The sequence below is a fragment of the Floridaenema aerugineum BLCC-F46 genome (assembly GCF_041929345.1).
In the GTDB taxonomy this organism is placed as follows: Bacteria; Cyanobacteriota; Cyanobacteriia; order Cyanobacteriales; family Aerosakkonemataceae; genus Floridanema; species Floridanema aerugineum.
This window is the reverse complement of record NZ_JBHFNQ010000146.1, coordinates 36,878-54,919: the sequence shown is the minus strand read 5'-3', so window position 1 is coordinate 54,919 and position 18,042 is coordinate 36,878. Positions and strand designations below refer to the sequence as shown.

At 39.7% G+C, this 18,042-nt stretch carries 17 protein-coding genes; 15 read left to right on the top strand and 2 right to left on the bottom strand.

Annotation, left to right across the window (positions count from 1 at the left end):
• Positions 1 to 8 precede the first annotated feature (8 nt).
• The 14 genes from ACE1CC_RS19425 (at position 9) to ACE1CC_RS19360 (ending at position 12,539) form a co-directional block, all read left to right on the top strand.
• Positions 9 to 545, top strand: a complete 537-nt coding sequence (locus ACE1CC_RS19425; protein WP_413272081.1) for a nucleoside 2-deoxyribosyltransferase — start codon at positions 9 to 11, stop codon at positions 543 to 545.
• A gap of 9 nt (positions 546 to 554) precedes the next feature.
• The gene (locus ACE1CC_RS19420; protein WP_413272080.1) at positions 555 to 1,541 is read left to right on the top strand and encodes a nucleoside hydrolase; all 987 of its coding nucleotides are present in this window, start codon (positions 555 to 557) and stop codon (positions 1,539 to 1,541) included.
• Positions 1,542 to 1,804: 263 nt separating this feature from the next.
• Positions 1,805 to 2,197, top strand: a complete 393-nt coding sequence (locus tag ACE1CC_RS19415) for an allophanate hydrolase-related protein (RefSeq protein ID WP_413272079.1) — start codon at positions 1,805 to 1,807, stop codon at positions 2,195 to 2,197.
• A 62-nt stretch (positions 2,198 to 2,259) separates the two neighbouring features.
• Positions 2,260 to 3,549 (top strand): Zn-dependent hydrolase, encoded by a 1,290-nt coding sequence (locus tag ACE1CC_RS19410; protein WP_413272078.1) that lies wholly within the window; start codon positions 2,260 to 2,262, stop codon positions 3,547 to 3,549.
• A 67-nt stretch (positions 3,550 to 3,616) separates the two neighbouring features.
• Complete coding sequence (gene hpxO / locus ACE1CC_RS19405; protein WP_413272077.1) at positions 3,617 to 4,777, top strand: FAD-dependent urate hydroxylase HpxO; 1,161 nt, start codon at positions 3,617 to 3,619, stop codon at positions 4,775 to 4,777.
• Positions 4,778 to 4,821: 44 nt separating this feature from the next.
• Positions 4,822 to 5,181, top strand: a complete 360-nt coding sequence (gene uraH, locus ACE1CC_RS19400) for a hydroxyisourate hydrolase (RefSeq protein ID WP_413272076.1) — start codon at positions 4,822 to 4,824, stop codon at positions 5,179 to 5,181.
• A gap of 13 nt (positions 5,182 to 5,194) precedes the next feature.
• The gene (locus ACE1CC_RS19395) at positions 5,195 to 6,001 is read left to right on the top strand and encodes an FAD binding domain-containing protein (RefSeq protein WP_413272075.1); all 807 of its coding nucleotides are present in this window, start codon (positions 5,195 to 5,197) and stop codon (positions 5,999 to 6,001) included.
• Positions 6,002 to 6,068: 67 nt separating this feature from the next.
• A complete protein-coding gene (locus ACE1CC_RS19390; protein ID WP_413272074.1) occupies positions 6,069 to 8,903 on the top strand; it encodes a molybdopterin-dependent oxidoreductase in 2,835 nt (944 codons plus the stop codon).
• Between the two features lie 135 nt (positions 8,904 to 9,038).
• Positions 9,039 to 10,274, top strand: a complete 1,236-nt coding sequence (locus ACE1CC_RS19385) for a DUF262 domain-containing protein (RefSeq protein ID WP_413272073.1) — start codon at positions 9,039 to 9,041, stop codon at positions 10,272 to 10,274.
• Between the two features lie 14 nt (positions 10,275 to 10,288).
• Entirely contained in the window at positions 10,289 to 10,930 is a 642-nt protein-coding gene (locus ACE1CC_RS19380; RefSeq protein WP_413272072.1) for a HEPN domain-containing protein, read from the top strand.
• Positions 10,931 to 11,063: 133 nt separating this feature from the next.
• Positions 11,064 to 11,396 carry a DUF6883 domain-containing protein gene (locus tag ACE1CC_RS19375; RefSeq protein WP_413272071.1) on the top strand — a complete coding sequence of 111 codons (333 nt, stop codon included), beginning with the start codon at positions 11,064 to 11,066 and terminating at the stop codon, positions 11,394 to 11,396.
• 18 nt (positions 11,397 to 11,414) lie between these two features.
• A complete protein-coding gene (locus tag ACE1CC_RS19370; RefSeq protein WP_413272070.1) occupies positions 11,415 to 11,663 on the top strand; it encodes a DUF4926 domain-containing protein in 249 nt (82 codons plus the stop codon).
• Between the two features lie 82 nt (positions 11,664 to 11,745).
• Positions 11,746 to 11,928 (top strand): PDDEXK family nuclease, encoded by a 183-nt coding sequence (locus ACE1CC_RS19365; protein WP_413272069.1) that lies wholly within the window; start codon positions 11,746 to 11,748, stop codon positions 11,926 to 11,928.
• Positions 11,928 to 12,539 (top strand): nucleotidyltransferase family protein, encoded by a 612-nt coding sequence (locus tag ACE1CC_RS19360; protein WP_413272068.1) that lies wholly within the window; start codon positions 11,928 to 11,930, stop codon positions 12,537 to 12,539. The genes ACE1CC_RS19365 and ACE1CC_RS19360 overlap by 1 nt, the downstream gene beginning before the upstream one ends.
• 142 nt (positions 12,540 to 12,681) lie before the next feature.
• Here ACE1CC_RS19360 and ilvD read toward each other — a convergent pair whose 3' ends face one another.
• Positions 12,682 to 14,355, bottom strand: coding sequence for a dihydroxy-acid dehydratase (gene ilvD / locus ACE1CC_RS19355; RefSeq protein WP_413272067.1), 1,674 nt, complete (start codon positions 14,353 to 14,355; stop codon positions 12,682 to 12,684).
• Positions 14,356 to 14,755: 400 nt separating this feature from the next.
• Here ilvD and ACE1CC_RS19350 point away from each other — a divergent pair, with 400 nt between their 5' ends.
• Complete coding sequence (locus ACE1CC_RS19350; protein WP_413272066.1) at positions 14,756 to 15,592, top strand: pentapeptide repeat-containing protein; 837 nt, start codon at positions 14,756 to 14,758, stop codon at positions 15,590 to 15,592.
• A 215-nt stretch (positions 15,593 to 15,807) separates the two neighbouring features.
• Here the strand turns inward: ACE1CC_RS19350 and sir are convergent, their stop codons facing one another.
• On the bottom strand, positions 15,808 to 17,838 hold the full coding sequence (sir, locus tag ACE1CC_RS19345; RefSeq protein ID WP_413272065.1) for a sulfite reductase, ferredoxin dependent: 2,031 nt from the start codon (positions 17,836 to 17,838) through the stop codon (positions 15,808 to 15,810).
• Positions 17,839 to 18,042 lie beyond the last annotated feature (204 nt).

Here is an 18,042-nt window from a genome sequence, read left to right as displayed (position 1 = left end):
GTTTAATTATGCGAATTTATCTTGCTGGGCCTGATGTATTTTTACTCGAGCCGATGAAAGCTGCTAAGGCGAAACAAGAGATTTGCCAAAAGTATGGTTTTATCGGGATGTTTCCTTTCGATAATAATCTAAATTTAACCCATTTGTCTCCGAAAGAGGCGGGTGTTGCGATTTATAAAAGTAACATTCAATTGATGGATAGTTGTGATTTAATAGTTGCTAATATGACTCCGTTTCGGGGGTCAAGTATGGATGTGGGTACGGCTTTTGAAATGGGTTATATGACGGCGCAAGGAAAGCCTGTTTTTGGTTACACTAATGATGGGCGTTTGTTTGCTGACAGGATTCCGCAAATTTCTGCTGATTTAGATAATTGGGGAATGGCGATCGAGCATTTTGATATGGTAGATAATTTAATGTTACAAGCGGCAATTATCGTCAGTGGCGGAGAGTTGAGAAGTCAGCAAATAACACCGGAAAATTATTATACAGAGTTAAAGGTTTTTGAAGAAGTAGTTAAAGTTGCGGCGGAAAAGCTGAAGTAATAAATTAATATGATTACCCAAAAAACTAAACCTAAAATTATTCTTGATACCGATCCCGGCGGGGATGATTCTTTTGCTTTGCTGTGGTTATTGAGTTTAGTAAAACAGGGTTTTGCGGAACTAGTTGCTGTGACTACAGTAGATGGAAATGTTCATGCAAGATACACTTTTGCAGGTGCTAGTAAACTTTTGAAATTAGCAGGTTTTCCAGCAATAGAAGTTGGCAAAGGTGTGATTGGGGGATCAAAAAGGGATCTGGAAGATGCAGGGGGGATTCATGGTGCTGATGGGATGGGAAATCTGTCACATACTTTGCCGGAAATTGATGTTAATTATGAAGATGCGGTTTATTCTGATGATATTTTAATTGAGAAGTTGCAGGCTAATCCGGGGGAGATTGTTGTTGTTGCGATCGCACCTCTAACCAACTTAGCATCTGCCGAGAAAAAATGCCCAGGTATTCTGAAAAATGCTAAGGAAATTATCATTATGGGAGGTGCGTTTAAAGTTCCGGGAAATATTAGACCAGAAGCAGAATTTAATATTGCTTATGATGTGGAAGCTGCGGCGACAGTGTTCGCTAGTCGAGATGATATTGTAGTTATTCCAATTGATGTAACTGAGAAGCTAATTTTTACTCAGGAAATGGCTAAACAAGTTAGTAAAGTTAATCCAGAAAGTGAGATTTCTAAGTTTATAGTTTCCCTGTGTGAGTTTATGACTAAAACTGCCCTTGCTTTTCGAGAAATGCAAGGTAAAGAAGGTTTTTTGGTGCATGATGCTGCGACTTTAGCTTATCTATTTTATCCTGAAACTTTGCTGTTTCGTCGCGCTGAGGTGATGATTGAAACTAAGGGGGAATGGACTAGAGGAAAGACTTTGTTTGATAGTCGGAATAAGACGAAAGTTGGTGCTAATGCTTGGGTAGCAATGGAGGTTGATAATGTGAATCTTTTAGCAGTGATGATGGAAGATTTAAAGGTTCTGATTTCCTAAATCAATTTTTTTTGAACCACGTTCGCGTAGCGGTGCGTAGCACTTAGACACGAAGGACACGAAGGAAAGAAGAAGAGAGAGATTTAGTAAGAAACTATTTCTTCTTTCCTCTCTAAAAAGTTTCTAATTCCTCATTTCTTCCTCTGTGTCCTCTGCGTCTCTGCGGTTTCATAAAAAAGTATTATAAATTACAAAAATTATTAAGCTAAATTTGTATATAGCAAGTAAACTTAGAATTGTTAATGATTCAAAATAATAGTAAGATGAAAAAAATTTTTATTTGTGGTTCTGCTTTAAGGGGACAACCGGATCACGGGAATTTGCAAAATGCCAAGTTTATTAAACCTGCAAAAACCCAAGCTTTGTATCGTTTACACGCAGAGGGTAATGGTTGGCATCCGGCAATTTACCAAGTGGAAACAGGGGGAATTAGTATTCCGGGGGAGGTTTATGAAATGACACAAGAGGAATATGAATATCTGTTAGCTAATGAACCGCCAAATATGTATCCGGGGGATGTAATTTTAGAAGATGGCGAAACTTTAACTGCGATGCTTTATCCTCAAGAATTAGTAGAAAAATACAATTGGCCTGATATTTCTCATTATCGAGGTTGGGCGGCATATAAACAAGATAGTGGGAAAGTAACAGGTTAAAAAGTGTTATTAGTTATTGGTCATTTGTCATTTAGTTTTACTTTTTGCAGGTAACAATAATAATGATAGCTTCCGCTTTGTTTATTAATAGCGATCGCCTTAACCAAAGTATAGAAAAACTTGCCCAAATTGGTCAAGTTGCTGATGGCGGAGTAACGCGAATTGCCTTTAGTCCAGAAGATATTGCTGCGCGTAATTTAGTGCTCAATTGGATGAGGGAAGCGGGGATGAATGTTCGCATTGATGCAGCCGGAAATATTATTGGACGTTATGAGGGAAAACAGGCAAATTTTCCGGCTTTAGCAACAGGTTCTCATATTGATACTGTACCTAATGGAGGTCGTTATGATGGCGCTTTAGGTGTGTTAGCGGGAATCGAAATAGTGAGAACATTTAAGGAGAATAATATTAGATTGGAACATTCGATCGAAGTAATTGTTTTCACTGATGAAGAAAGTACAATGATTGGTAGTAAAGCAATGGCGGGAACAGCTAATAATGATCTGGGAAATTATCGCCTTGCTGATGGTAAATCTATTGCAGAAAGTTTAGCAAAAATTGGGGGAGATTGGGATAAATTGGGGAGGGCAAAACGCGATCGATCTGATATAGCCGCCTACATAGAATTGCACGTTGAACAAGGGGGAATTTTAGACAATCTCAACAAACAAATTGGAGTAGTTGAAGGCGTTGTTGGCGCATATCGGGGAATGATTACTGTTACTGGAAAAGCCAATCATGCCGGAACTACGCCAATGGAAATGCGCCAAGATGCCTTAGTTGCAGCTTCCCAAATTGTCCTAGCAGTCAACGATTTAGGCACAAAAATACCGGGAAATCAAGTAGCAACAGTCGGCAAATTTAACGTATTTCCTAACGCTACCAACATTGTACCAGGACAAGTAGAAATGAGTGTTGATATCCGAGATTTATCAGCAGATCATGTTAAATATTTAATTACCAAATTAGAACAAGAATTAATAGAAATTGCCTCTGGTACTCAAACCAAAATTACTTTAAAACCTTATTTGTGGGTAGATCCAACTTTAGCAGCTGTTGAGATTGTAAAAGCGATCGCAAACACCTGCGATCGACTAGGATTATCCCATCATATTTTACCCAGTCGCGCCGGACACGATGCCCAAGAAATCGGACGTTTCACCGACATAGGAATGATATTTGTTCCTAGCATCGAAGGGATTAGTCACTCTCCCAAAGAACACACCACACCCGAACAATGTACCCAAGGAACCAACGTATTACTACAAACTTTCCTACAATTAGATCAAATTTATTCAACTCAGATTTTGCATCAGTCCCAACACCCGCCTGCGAATCAATTCGCAGGCTAATAGTTCAAGTCCACTGAAGTGGACTGAAAGCATAAAAATCGCAAATATTTTAGTCCGGTTCAAAAAAATGTACAATCTAAAAATCATAATCATTGGCGCTGGTATTGGCGGATTAACAACAGGAATAGCCCTAAAAAAAGCGGGCTACCAAGTCGAAATATATGACAAAGTAAAAGAACTACGCCCCGCAGGTGCAGGGATTTCCCTCTGGTCAAACGGCGTAAAAGTTCTCAACAAATTAGGACTTGGTGATAAAATGGCTGCCATTGGCGGACAAATGAATCAGATGCAATATCGTAGTTATAAAGATGAATTACTCAACGATATTAGCCTGCAACCATTAATAAAAGAAGTTGGACAACGCCCTTACCCAGTCGCTAGAACAGACTTACAACAAATGCTGTTAGAAGCATTTCCCGGCACAGTTAAATTAGGTAGCAAATGTGTAGGATTTGAAGATTTTGGCGATCGCGTTACTGCAATTTTTGAAGATGGAAATACAGCAACAGGAGACTTATTAATTGCTGCTGATGGCGTGCGTTCTACCTTGCGCCCTTACATTTTAGGAACAGAAATTGAACCTCGTTATGCTGGATATGTTAACTGGAATGGATTAGTAAAAGCGAGTGAAGATTTAGCACCGAAAAACACTTGGATGATTTATGTTGGCGAACACAAACGCGCTTCAATGATGCCAGTGGGGGGCGATCGCTTTTACTTCTTTTTCGATGTACCATTACCTAAAGGCACATCTACCCCACCGGAAGCAATACAAAAAGAATTAGCTAATTTTTTCTCAGGTTGGCCTCAAGTTGTGCAAAACTTAATTAAACAGATTAATCCCTTAGAAACTAATCGATTAGAAATTCATGATATCGGCCCAATAGATACTTTTGTGCGTGGTAGAGTTGCCTTACTGGGAGATGCTGCCCATACTACCACACCCGACTTAGGACAAGGAGGTTGTCAAGCGATGGAAGATGCAGAAGTGTTAACTCACTATCTTTTAACAACAAATATCAGTGTGGAAGATGCACTAAAAAGATACGAAAAGGAACGCAAAGAACGGGCTAATGCGATCGTTTTGAAAGCGCGAAAACGTGCGGATCAAATTCACGGTAAAGAACCGGAAATTACTCAGCAATGGTATCAACAATTACGGCAAGAAAGTCCTTTAGATGTTACTAATGCTATTAGCAAAACTATTTTAGGAGGACCGTTGCATTAATGAGTTTTTTAAACCACAGATAAACACAGATAAACACAGATGTTATGGCAGGTAAATTAACTACTCATGTTTTAGATACAGCACAAGGTTGTCCGGCGCGAGATTTGGCGATCGAACTTTGGTCAATAACACCAGAAACCAACGAAAAAACTCTTTTAAAAACCATTCGTACCAACCAAGATGGACGCACAGATTCACCTTTAATTGAGGGCGAACTTCAGCAGGGAATTTACGAATTAGTCTTTCACGTTGGCGAATACTTCAATCACCACTTAAAAGACTTACCAAAACCGCTATTTTTAGATCAAATTCCCATTCGTTTTGGCATCGCAAATCCCCAAGCACATTATCACGTTCCACTACTAACATCACCTTGGTCATACAGCACATATCGAGGAAGTTAATCTAAATCACAAGATGGATTTACCCAACATAGAAACTTTTCTTACTCCTCAAAATTTAGCAGAAATTACTAACTGGAAAAGTGGATGGAGTTGGTTAGCTGGAGGTACTTGGTTATTCAGCGAACCGCAACCAGAAATTACCACCTTAGTTGACCTGCAAAACTTGGGATGGTCAGAAATAGAAATTAACTCCGAAGGTTTAACAATTGGCGCAACTTGTATAATGAGTCAATTATTAAACTACAACTTCCCCGAAAATTGGACATCAGTAAAAGCATTAAAAAGCGCCGTTAATGAATTAGCATCTTTCAAAATTCAAAACGTCGCCACAGTTGGAGGAAACCTTTGTTTAGCAATACCAGCAGGAACCTTTGCGCCAGTAATGATACTCTTAGACGCTAAATATCAAATACTCCCTTTATCAGGCGAACCTTATTGGATTTCCGCCAAACAATTTCAAACAGGAATCAAAAAAACAATCCTCAAACCAGGAGAAGTTTTGCGAAAAATATTCATTCCCAAAGAAAACTTAGAACTACAAACTAACTACCAAAGAATTTGTCTAACTTCCGCCGGACTTGCCATATCAACAGTAGTCGCCGCTTACAATCCAAATACCCAAAAAATCAAATTTGCAATTAGCGGTTGTATACCCTCACCCAAATTAATTGAATTTGCACAAATTCCCCCAATAACTGAAATTACCCAAAAACTTAATGAAACAATTCCATTAACCAATTATCTCAACGATACAACTGCATCCAACACCTATCGCCAACATATTACCCAAATTTTGATGAAGCGATCGCTACAATTTTAAAATTTATTATAAAACTCTCTCTTTCTTCTCTTTCTTCGTGTCCTTCGCGTCTTCGCGGTTCAAAAAAATGCCTCTAAAATTCCAAATTAACAATCAAAACTATAACATTACTTGTCCTCCCGGCACTAGTTTACTAACCTTACTTCGCCAACAAGGATGGATGGGAACTCATAAAGTTTGCGAAACAGGAGACTGTGGAAGTTGTACAGTTTGGGTGAACGAAACACCAGTTCATAGCTGCATTTTTCCCGCCCATCGTATTAACAACACCCAAATAACAACCATCGAAGGACTAGCAAAAGACGGCGAACTTTGCCCAATGCAGCAAGCATTTATCGACGAACAAGGATTTCAATGCGGATTTTGTACCCCCGGAATGATTATGTCCGCCGAAAAATTAGACTTCTCCACAGAACAAGAACTTCGCGCCGCAATGGATGGAAATCTCTGCCGCTGTACTGGATATCAAGCAATAGTTGAAAGCATCAAAAAAGGCAAAAATCTAAATAATTCCCCCAATCTTGTAGGACAGGCATCCTGCCTGTCAACCTCCCAAATAGGACAAAGTATTCCCAAACAAGATGGTTATGAAATTGTTACTGGAAAACCAATTTATACCCCAGATTGGGCACCAGAAGGAACATTGCATTTAAAGGTTTTGCGATCGCCACACCCCCACGCCAGAATCCGCAAAATTGACACCACCAAAGCAAAAGAATTACCCGGAGTTCACGCAATCTTTACCCATGAAGATGTTAGCAGAATTCCTTACACAACTGCCGGACACGCCGAACCTGTACCCGATCCACACGATCATTATTTGTTAGATAATAAAGTGCGATTTATTGGCGATCGCATTGCCGCAGTAGTCGCAGAAACACCGGAAATTGCCCAAACAGCTTGTCAATTAATCACAGTAGATTATGAAATTTTACCTCATGTAATTGACCCAGTATTAGCAATGGGTGAAAAGGTGAAAGAAATGGGGTTTAAGGATGACAGGCAGGATGCCTGTCCTACGGGATTGGGGATTGGGGAGTTAACAAAACCACCAATTCCTATAATTCATGATGAACCGGAATCTTATCAAATTCATGATGCACAAAATAACATTTCTGGGGAAGTATTGATTGAAAAAGGTGATTTAGCTAAGGGATTCGCAGAGGCAGATTTAATATTAGAAAATACCTACGACTTACCAGCAGTACAACATACACATTTAGAACCTCATATTAGCACAAGTTGGTTAGAAGAAGATGGCACATTAGTAGTTAGATCTAGCACACAAGTTCCCTTTCACTGTCAACGACTCCTCGCGCAAATTTTCAATTTACCTAAAGAGAAAGTCAGAGTTTATAAAGCCCATATCGGCGGAGGTTTTGGTAATAAACAAGAAATTTTAAGCGAAGATCTCTGTGTTTTAGCAACATTAAAAACAGGTCGTCCTGTGCAATGGGCGTTTACCCGCAATGAGGAATTTACTGCTACAAATAGCCGCCATGCGATGAAGGTTCACCTAAAAATTGGGGTGAAAAAAGATGGTAGTTTAACTGCTGTGGAAATGAATGCGATCGCCAACACAGGCGCTTACGGAAATCATGGCACACAAGTAATTTTCCTCACCGGAACAATGCCATTAGGATTGTATCGTTGTCCTAACCAAAAATTTCACGGTCGCTCAGTTTATACTAACACAATGCCAGCCGGAGCATTTCGCGGCTATGGAGCAACCCAAGGCTTTTTTGCAATGGAATGTTTATTAGATGAAATAGCCGAAAAATTGCAATTAGATCCTTTAGAGTTCCGGCGACAAAATTTAATTAACACCGAAGATTCCCTGCTATTAGGAGTAGAAAGACATTTCAAAATAGTCGGTAGTTGTGGATTAGATGAAGCATTAACAAAAGTCTCTGAAGTATTAAAATATCAACCAGGAACTCCGCCAAAAGTTAACGGACATTTGCGCCAAGGAGTAGGTTTTGCCGTCGCCATGCAAGGAAGTGGATTAGCCAAAATCCATACAGCAAAAGTGAAAATTGCACTTAAAGAAAATGGTCGATATGAATTAAGAACTGGTGCAGTAGATGTTGGTACAGGCGCAGAAACTACCTTAAGACAAATCGCCGCCGAAGTTTTAAATACAACTTTCGACCAAATTGATATTATTGCTAGCGACACCAAAGAAACTCCTTTTGATGCAGGTTCTTATGCTTCTGCTACTACCTACATTTCAGGTCAAGCGGTAATTTTAGCCGCCCAAAACTTACAGGAATTGTTATTAAATAAGGTTAGCGAAATTTGGCAAATTGTCCCCGAAAAATTGGAATTAAACGGCATTTTAATTAAATCAAAAAATACTTCAATCAATCAAGAGATAGACTTAGAAACTTTAGCTAAACTCAGCGATCGACCATTAGTAGCAGAATCAGAATATGCAGCAGAACGTTCTACGCTAACTTTTGCAGTTCTAGGAGTAGAAGTAGAAGTAGATACAGAAACCGGAAAAATTAAAATATTGCGTTGCGTCCAAGCAATTGATATTGGCAAAGCGATTAATCCGCGCATTTGTGAAGGGCAAGTAATTGGCGGAATAGTGATGGGATTAGGGTATGCTTTAACCGAAGAATTGCACTTCGATGAACAAGGAAAAATCATCAATCCCAACCTTCGCAGCTATCGCTTACCCCTTGCCAAAGATGTGCCACCAATAGAAGTTTATTTCATTGAAAAATCAGATCCTTATGGGCCTTTTGGAGCGAAAGGAGTAGGGGAAGTGGTGATTAATTGTGTTGCTCCTGCGATCGTCAATGCTGTTGCAAATGCTACCGGAATTAGACTCAAACAATTACCAATAACACCCGAAAGACTATGGCAAGCGATACAGGGTTTGCACGATGAGTAGAGAGTGTATGGTAATGATTGAGAGGGAGTAATCGGTAAACCAGACTTTTATACCTTAACTCGTCAGATCGAATATACTTAGTTAATACAGATCTATATCCTGTTTAGACCTAGATCCTTCAACTAGATTACAATCATGTATGAACTAGAACTTGTAGAAAAAGAAGAAGTAAGTTTCTTTGATGAAGATGATGATGAGGAGATTGAAAGCACTGATGCAAAGCGACAATCAGAGCTAAAGGAGATTGCAGGAATTGTCGTATCTGGAACAGACTGGACAACAGAAACTATTCTTAATCAGTTAGTTCGCGAAAATATTAAATTAAATCCAAGATTTCAAAGACGAGATGCTTGGAATTTAATTCGTAAAAGTAGATTCATAGAATCACTAATTCTTGGATTCCCTATTCCACAAATAGTATTAGCTACGGATGGCGAAAAACATGGTAAATTTATTGTTCTTGACGGCAAACAACGTCTTTTAACAATTCTTCAGTTTTATGGAAGAAGTGAAACTCCGAATAATGGATTTGCTTTGAAAAATTTGGAATTCCGGCCTGAACTTAATAATCAAACATACGAGGAGTTAAAGAATAATTTATTATTTAGCTCGGAACTAGATAATTTAGATAATCAAACTATTCGTACTACACTGATCCGAAATTGGCACAGTGAAAGTTTTTTGTACAAGATATTCTTGCGTCTTAATGTAGAAAGTACTCCATTATCTCCACAAGAATTAAGGCAAGCACTACATCCGGGTCCTTTTATTAATTTTCTGGATGATCAATCAATTAGGAGTGAAGCTTTAAGAAAAATATTCAAGTCCAATAATCCTGATTTTCGGATGCGTGATGTTGAATTGTTATTACGCTACGTAGCATTTCATTATTTTCTTTCTGAATATCGTAGCGATCTAAAAGCATTTCTTGATATGACGTGCAAAGTTCTTAATAGAGACTGGGAGAAAAAATCAAGCGATATCATAAATACAATTGACCAGTTTGAAAAAGCAGTACAAGCAACTATCGATATATTTGGAGAAAAAAGTTTTTCTCGTATGTGGTTAAACACAAAACAAACTTATCGTTCTCAGTTCAATAGAGCAATTCTAGATGTAATGGTTTTTTATTTTTCAGATCCGGTTATTAGACAAGCTGCTGAAAATAATAAATCAGGAGTAGAAGAAGCTTTTAAGGAGTTGTGTGCTAATAATGAATTCAAAAAATCTGTTGAAGTTACAACACAAAACATTCGTGAAACTTATACACGCCTTTCATTATGGGGTAAAGCTTTATTAAGAGTTTTAAATATTGATTTTAACGTTCCTAAACTCGTTGATAACCGCATTATATTTGATAGTTTAAGGTAAATTCACGTTTGAGTATGCCAAAATCTGCTAGGTTTCGTATTTTATGCAAAGAACTCAATAGATTAAAAAAGCAATTTATTCCTAGTATCAGTCCTACAGGTTTCTATTCTGAGAGACAGTTAGCTAGAACTCTTGCATATAGGGTGCTAGCTCATGCTGAAATAGAGTCTTATCTTGAGGAGAGAGTTTGGGAAGTAGTTCTTAATGTAAAAAGAAATTGGGATAGCTCACGCAAGGCACATCGAACTTTAATTTGCTTAATCGCCTTCTCTGGTCAGTCTATGGATAAACCTCCTTCAACGCTCACTCCAACTAGGGGGAGTAGAACGCATCCTGAAGAAAAAGTAAAAATAGACAAGAAATTAGATTTAGCCATCAAATCTTTTAAACGAGTTATTGATGAGAATCATGGAGTCAAAGAAGCCAATATTTTGGCGTTACTTTTACCAATAGGCATAGATAGTGATGACCTGGATTCTTCCTTACTAGCTACTATGAATACATTTGGAGAACAAAGAGGTCAAGTAGCGCATTCCTCTGCTACAACTTATAGAACCAATCAACCACCAGACCCCGCAACTGAAGTCAATACAGTAAAACAAATCATTCAAGGACTTCTACAAGTTGATGAGTTAATAAATAATCTGATGAAGTAAAAGTATATTGAGTATCCTTTGCTGTATAAGATAATGCAAGAATACGATCGCCCTCCCCCCACAACAAACAAAATCATTTCCACAGGTAGATCGATCGCTAACATGATCGCCGCAATTGCTACAATATTTTTCTATGCTCATCCCAAATGCAAACAATGCAGTGGTTAATATTCGTAAGCTTCGTGACTACTGCCTTAATCCTGAACATGATGATGGCAAACACAAAGCTCGGCTTTTTATGTCAATTCTGGGGATGACAGCTGAAAATGCGGAAGAATTACGTGAAATTTTGTTGGAAGTTGTCAAAACTCATGAAGCGCAGTTGGGAAGACAGGATGAATTTGGACAACGTTATACCTTAGATTTCACAATTGAATGGCAGAATAAAAGTGCAAACCTGCGAAGTGGTTGGATCGTCGAACATGGTTCGGAGATTCCTAAATTAACCACCTGCTATCCTCTGTAATTAGTGAAGGTAACTAGCGTGATTAATAACACAGTTAAATTATTAGATGTTGTCGCTTTAACAGTTGACTTACCGCAATACAATCTGTGGCGGGGACAAGTTGGAACAGTGGTAGAAATATTAGCCAATGGTACAGCTTTTGAAGTTGAATTTAGCGATCGCAATGGGCGCACTTACGAATCATTAGGATTGCGTCCAGAACAAATTATGGTATTGCGTTTTGAGCCAGTACCACCCGATACAAAAACTGAAATGGTAGCCGTATAAGATCGATCGCCCTCCCCCCAACAACAAACAAAATCATTTCCACAGGTGGATCGATCGCAATCAGCCTCAATAAATAGTCAATATGAAAATTGTCCAAGAAATCTCTCTAATTAGCATTGGAAATTTTGCAGAATCGAGTGATTGGTCTATTATTCGCGATGAAATTCGTGAGGCTATTTCCTTAATTGTTCATCCTCCTGGCACATCAAACTTTACCATTAATCCAACAAGACACGGTAATGGTGTCAAGCCAATTAAAAAGTAATGATAAATGAGAAAAAAAACTTTACTATCATTTTATCTGCTGGAAAATCTACCAGAATGGGAACTTGTAAAACCTCCCTTCCTTGGTACAACAACCAAACACTCCTGCAATATCAAGTAACGGAATTTCTCAAATCAAACTTTATCCCAATCGTAGTTTTATCCCCACAAAATGCTGCTTTCCAACCCGAATTTCCCCCAGAAAGTCAAACAATAATTAACCCCGATCCTAGTCGCGGCAAAACCAGTTCTATTCTTACAGGATTAACTCTAATTTCCCAAAATTTTACCACTTTAGCAATATCAGCAGTAGACCAACCTCGCCCTAGAGAAGTTTACCACAAATTGCGCTATTTTCATCAATTAAATAAAGCCTTAATTACCGCGCCAACTTATGAAAATCGCATCGGACATCCCCTACTATTTTCTCCGCAAATATTACCTTACTTAAACTCAATTTCTGAAGCAACCCAAGGATTAAGACAAATAGTTAAACAATTCAATTCAAGCATTCAAAAAGTAGAATTTAATCACCCAATTGTTTTAGCTGATTTAAACACACCTGAACATTACCAAACATGGTTTAGTTCTCTACTCCCATCACAAATTTAACTAAAAAATATCTGTGTTCATCTGTGTTCATCTGTGTTTCATCTGTGGTAAAAAATACCCCTCTGATTCCCAGCAAAAAGCTTGATCTTACTCTTTTAAGTAAGGTGCGTTACACTACCTTAACGCACCCTACATTAATTTACTAACAAGTAACAGCGCCAATACTACTAGAAGAAACTAACTTGGCATATTTATACAATACGCCAGTAGTATAACGGGGTTCTGGGGGTTGCCATTGGGCACGACGACTGGCTAATTCTTCATCGGAAACGTGCAATTGTAACAACCTAGCATGGGCATCTATGGTAATAGTATCGCCTTCTTGGACGAGAGCGATCGCACCACCCACAGCTGCCTCTGGTGCAACATGACCTACCACCATACCGTAAGTCCCACCAGAAAACCTGCCATCAGTAATTAACCCAACCGAATCACCCAATCCAGCCCCAATAATCGCCGAAGTTGGTGCTAACATTTCCCGCATTCCAGGCCCACCTTTCGGCCCTTCATAACGGATAATAATCACATCTCCAGCCTTAATTTGATTCCCTAGAATTGCCTGTAAACACAACTCTTCCGATTCAAAAACTCTCGCTGGGCCAGTAATTTGCGGATTCTTAATTCCGGTAATTTTTGCCACCGCACCTTCAGTCGCCAAATTACCTTTTAAAATCGCCAAATGTCCTTGAGCATACATGGGATTATTCCAAGGACGAATTACATCTTGATTAGCTGGCGGTTCTTCGGGCACATCTTTTAAAACTTCGGCAATAGTTTGACCTGTAATTGTGAGACAATCACCATGAATTAAATCATGTACTAAAAGCATTTTCATTACTTGAGGAATGCCGCCAACTCGGTGTAAATCAATTGCTACATATTTACCCGATGGTTTCAAATCGCAAAGAACCGGAACTCTGGCGCGAATAGTTTCAAAATCATCCAAAGTTAACTCTACACCAGCGGCGCGAGCGATCGCCAAAAAATGCAACACTGCATTCGTCGAACCACCGATAGCCATAATTACAGCAATGGCATTTTCGATCGACTTCCGAGTAATAATATCACGAGGGAGAATTTGCTTTTTAATCGCCGCCACTAAAACATAAGCAGACTTTTCTGTACTTTCCGCCTTTTCCTCATCCTCAGCTGCCATCGTCGAAGAATAAGGCAAACTCATCCCCATAGCTTCAAAAGCAGAAGACATCGTATTTGCCGTATACATTCCCCCACAAGAACCAGCACCCGGACAAGCTTTGCGTTCAACTTCGATTAATTCTGCCTCATCAATTCTGCCAGCGCTGTATTCTCCCACAGCTTCAAACGCACTCACAACAGTTAAATCTTTACCATTGTGATGACCAGGTTTAATCGTACCACCATAAACGAAAATAGCTGGAATATTCATTCGTGCGATCGCAATCATCGCCCCTGGCATATTCTTATCGCAACCACCAATAGCCAGAACGCCATCCATACTCTGACCATTACACACCGTCTCAATGGAATCAGCAATCACCTCCCGCGACACCAGGGAATATTTCATCCCTTCCGTTCCCATAGAGATACCATCGCTAATGGTAATAGTGCCAAAAATTTGCGGCATCGCCCCCGCAGCACGAAAAGCAGCTTCTGCCTTCATTGCTAAATCATTAATACTCATATTGCAGGGGGTAATCGTGCTAAATCCGTTAGCAAGACCAACAATCGGTTTAGTAAAATCTTGATCGTCAAAACCAACAGCACGCAGCATAGCGCGGTTAGGAGTTCGCTGTACGCCTTGGGTAACAACTTGGCTTCTCAGATTATCGGGCATGGGAAATCCTTATATGCTTATATCTTCTGTCATTGGTTATTAGTCATTAGTCCTTGGTCATTAGTGAGCAAAATCGCCAAATAGGGGAATATTAAGAGTAATGGAAGTGCAGAACGGGAAAAATTTATCTTCCCTCTCCTTAATGCCCTCTCATCCAGTAACCAACAACTCATCAACTCTTATAACCAATGATGCTCGTATCTGATTCTCTCAAATGCACTGTGATTTGGATGCACAAGATCAGGAAAGTTTACCAAAATCATCCATTAATTGGGAATTATCTATAGGAAGAGATCTTAAATTCCATAAGCGGAGCATTTAGTTCTTGTAGAGCTTCTCCGATTCGAGAAAATTTTCTTAGGGCAAATGCTCCGCTGTTAAATTTACGAGGCAAAGAATAATGAATGCTGATGAACTCTTAGAACGATATGCAGCCAATGAGAGAGAATTTTTGGATTTAAACCTACATGGCGTATCCCTGATAGGCGTTGACTTGAGCGAGATTAACCTGCGTGGCTCAGATTTAAGCGAGGCTAATTTAACCGGAGCTTCCTTAGTTGGGGCAAATTTACGCGAAGCGAACCTTAAAGGAGCAATTCTCCGGGCTAACCTTTGTGAAGCTAACCTAATTGCTGCCAATATCGCTGGAGCCGACTTAAGCGCCGCTAACCTCACAGGAGCTAGTTTAAGAACTGCTCAGTTAGAGGATAGCAAACTCATGGGAGCTAACTTGAGCGAAGCTAACTTGAGTGAAGCTAACTTACGACGTGCTAACCTCAGCGGTGCTAAGTTAGTTGACGCGCCCATGAGTCGAGCCAACTTAATCAATGCTGTTCTCAGTGGTGCCATTTTGGAGGGAGCTAACCTAACTAACGCGATTCTCAGCGGAGCTAACCTAGAAAAAGCTAAATTGGTACAAGCTATTCTCAACGGCGCAGTTTTAGAAAGAGTTAACTTGAGTGGAGCAGATTTAAGCCGCGCCAAAATGATTGGTTGCAATTTAGCTGGCGCAGATTTAAGCAGCACTAATATGAGAAGTGTCAGCATTAGTTGGTCAACCTTGCGCGGTGTTAATCTACAAGGAGCCAATCTCTACCGTGCTAAACTTACTTGGTCTAATTTGACTGGCGCAATTTTACGGGGAGCAATTTTGATTGATGCCAATATGAATCGAGCAAATCTAAAAAATGCTGAGTTAGATGGCGCAATCATGCCCGATGGCAGAACTTTTGAGTAGATTAATTGCTATTAGTGAGGGTGCATCGATCGATTTTAGATTTTAGATTTTAGATTTTAGGTTGATTCCAATTCTACTCTTTGCTTCTTGCATCACTTTGTTATTACGAAAAAGTCAACCCCCCATACTTGTTTTTTAGTATTAGAGGTTGACTTTAAAGGGGTGAAATAGCTACTAAAAATTAATTTTTAGCGATTTTTACCCTTTTGAGCCGTTCAGGAGTCAGCATTCTCCTTTAAATAGGCTTCTATGGCTTCGGTTGCTAACTGAACCAGTGGCTTACCTTGACGAGCAGCCGTTTGTTTTAGTCGATCGTACACATCATCGCGGACGCTAATCCGACGGCGAATTTTGTTCGGAGTCTTACTTTCAGTAGTTGCAGTTGTTTCGGTTGATTCCACGGGCGTTAGAACTTCTGTTTTCTCCATACCAGAATTAACTAGATGACCATTGGCTAACTCTACATCAGTTGGTGCAGTCTGGTATGAGGTGCTAAAGCTTCTCAGTGCTTCAAATCCTACTCGATCGCAAAAATCACCAAAGCTTTCGGGTTTTTCTGGTTGTAGTTGTTCTTTGCGGAAATAAACCAACAATGGTTCTAAAGTTGTTTCTAAGTCATTAATGCTCAGCTTGTCCATGTAAGGTCTGGCTAACCGCGTTTGATTTGGATCTCCTCCTAACCAAATTTGATAGGCATCGGGCCCTTGACCCACAAAGCCAAGTTCTGCTAAATATGGACGAGCGCATCCGTTAGGGCAACCTGTCATTCTGACTACGAAATGTTCTTCTTTGAGTCCGACTTTTACTAGTAATGTTCGCAGTCTTTCCAGAATGCTAGGAATAATTCTTTCCGCCTCGGTTATTGCTAACCCGCAGGTGGGTAAGGCGGGACAAGCCATTGAGTAGCGCACTAAGGGATCGATTTGAGTTTCGGTTTTGATGCCGTTGCGATCGAGTATTCCCTCAATCTCTCCCTTAATTTCCCCATCAATTTCCGCCAAAATTAAGTTTTGATGCGGTGTCAAATACATGGGTAATTGGTATTTCTGCACGATTTCTTTCAGTGCAGTTTTTAATTTAAAATCCCCTGAGTCTTTAACACGACCATTTTCAATGGAAATCCCCAAAAACAGTTTCCCATCTCCCTGTTCATGCCAGCCTAAAAAGTCTAAATATTTGAACTCCGGCAGGGGTTTAAATGGTTCTAATTTCTTCCCAAAATATCCTTCTACTGTTTGCTTAAATTTGTCTAATCCCCAATCTTCGATCAGGTATTTCATCCGCGCATGACGGCGGTTGGTGCGATCGCCATTATCTCTCTGCGTCGCTACAATTGCTTTCACTAAGTCGTAAACATCGGCTTTGTCTACATAACAAATCGGATCTGCTAATCTGGGAAATGTCTCTTCTTTATCATGCGTCCGACCTAAACCACCACCCGCAAACACATCAAATCCCGTTAATTCTCCCTGAGAATTAGTAATCACAACTAAACTCAAATCTTGGGAATACAAATCAACTGAATTATCCCCTGGTACAGTCACAGAACATTTGAATTTACGAGGCATATAATTAGTCCCGTAAATTGGTTCTTTTTCGTCTTCTAAGTTAGTACCGTTAATGTTGCGTTTTCTCGCTGCTACTACTTCGGGATCTTCTTCGCCAGAAATCACTTTTTCCCCATCTAACCAAATTTCGTAGTAAGCTCCACTTTGGGGAGTTAGTAGGTCAGCGACGTTGTTGGCATATTCCCAAGCATATTTATATTCTGGGCGATTTTTGTAGGGGGCTGGGGGTGCCATCACGTTACGGTTGATGTCACCACAAGCGCCCAGGGTTGAACCCATGTTTTTCACGATCGCTGCGATCGCTGTTTTCAGATTCTGCTTTAAAATGCCATGTAGTTGGAAACCTTGGCGAGTAGTCGCTCTGATTGTCTGATTGCCATACTCATCCGATAATTGATCTATGGTCAAATACAGTTGTGGTGGAATAAATCCCCCCGGACTACGGGTACGCAGCATAAACTGGTAGTCCTTTTCCTGACCTTTCACCCGATTATCTCGATTGTCTTGCTGATAAGACCCGTGAAATTTTAAAATCTGAGTGGCGTTTTCGCTAAAACTGTTTGTATCTTGTAAAAGTTCAGTGGCTACTGGTTCGCGCAAATAATTACTCTGTTCTTTTAAACCTTCTACTTTAGAAAGTTTCCGTGCTGTAGCTGTTGGTGTGGCAAACTGGGTCATGGAACTATTCTGAATTTGAACTTAGGACTTTCCCTGAGATGTTCCTTCCCACCCTTAAGTCTGGATGGTGAAACTTCTGATTTATTAATCCCGGTAATCCGGTCGGAATTTTGGATATTCCCATATTTTATCACACTTAGGATACAAAAGTTTGTTAATATAGAAACTTTTGCTAGTTACTAATTTTCTTAATATTTACCGGAG

Excerpts from the sequence above, each read along its gene's own strand:
- ACE1CC_RS19390 (WP_413272074.1), top strand. The coding sequence starts at position 6,069 with ATGCCTCTAAAATTCCAAATTAACAATCAAAACTATAACATTACTTGT.
- ACE1CC_RS19415 (WP_413272079.1), top strand. The coding sequence starts at position 1,805 with ATGAAAAAAATTTTTATTTGTGGTTCTGCTTTAAGGGGACAACCGGAT.
- ACE1CC_RS19350 (WP_413272066.1), top strand. The coding sequence starts at position 14,756 with ATGAATGCTGATGAACTCTTAGAACGATATGCAGCCAATGAGAGAGAA.
- ACE1CC_RS19385 (WP_413272073.1), top strand. The coding sequence starts at position 9,039 with ATGTATGAACTAGAACTTGTAGAAAAAGAAGAAGTAAGTTTCTTTGAT.
- ACE1CC_RS19365 (WP_413272069.1), top strand. The coding sequence starts at position 11,746 with ATGAAAATTGTCCAAGAAATCTCTCTAATTAGCATTGGAAATTTTGCA.
- ACE1CC_RS19410 (WP_413272078.1), top strand. The coding sequence starts at position 2,260 with ATGATAGCTTCCGCTTTGTTTATTAATAGCGATCGCCTTAACCAAAGT.
- ACE1CC_RS19420 (WP_413272080.1), top strand. The coding sequence starts at position 555 with ATGATTACCCAAAAAACTAAACCTAAAATTATTCTTGATACCGATCCC.
- ACE1CC_RS19380 (WP_413272072.1), top strand. The coding sequence starts at position 10,289 with ATGCCAAAATCTGCTAGGTTTCGTATTTTATGCAAAGAACTCAATAGA.
- ACE1CC_RS19395 (WP_413272075.1), top strand. The coding sequence starts at position 5,195 with ATGGATTTACCCAACATAGAAACTTTTCTTACTCCTCAAAATTTAGCA.
- sir (WP_413272065.1), bottom strand. The coding sequence starts at position 17,838 with ATGACCCAGTTTGCCACACCAACAGCTACAGCACGGAAACTTTCTAAA.
- ACE1CC_RS19375 (WP_413272071.1), top strand. The coding sequence starts at position 11,064 with ATGCTCATCCCAAATGCAAACAATGCAGTGGTTAATATTCGTAAGCTT.
- hpxO (WP_413272077.1), top strand. The coding sequence starts at position 3,617 with ATGTACAATCTAAAAATCATAATCATTGGCGCTGGTATTGGCGGATTA.
- ACE1CC_RS19360 (WP_413272068.1), top strand. The coding sequence starts at position 11,928 with ATGATAAATGAGAAAAAAAACTTTACTATCATTTTATCTGCTGGAAAA.
- uraH (WP_413272076.1), top strand. The coding sequence starts at position 4,822 with ATGGCAGGTAAATTAACTACTCATGTTTTAGATACAGCACAAGGTTGT.
- ACE1CC_RS19425 (WP_413272081.1), top strand. The coding sequence starts at position 9 with ATGCGAATTTATCTTGCTGGGCCTGATGTATTTTTACTCGAGCCGATG.
- ilvD (WP_413272067.1), bottom strand. The coding sequence starts at position 14,355 with ATGCCCGATAATCTGAGAAGCCAAGTTGTTACCCAAGGCGTACAGCGA.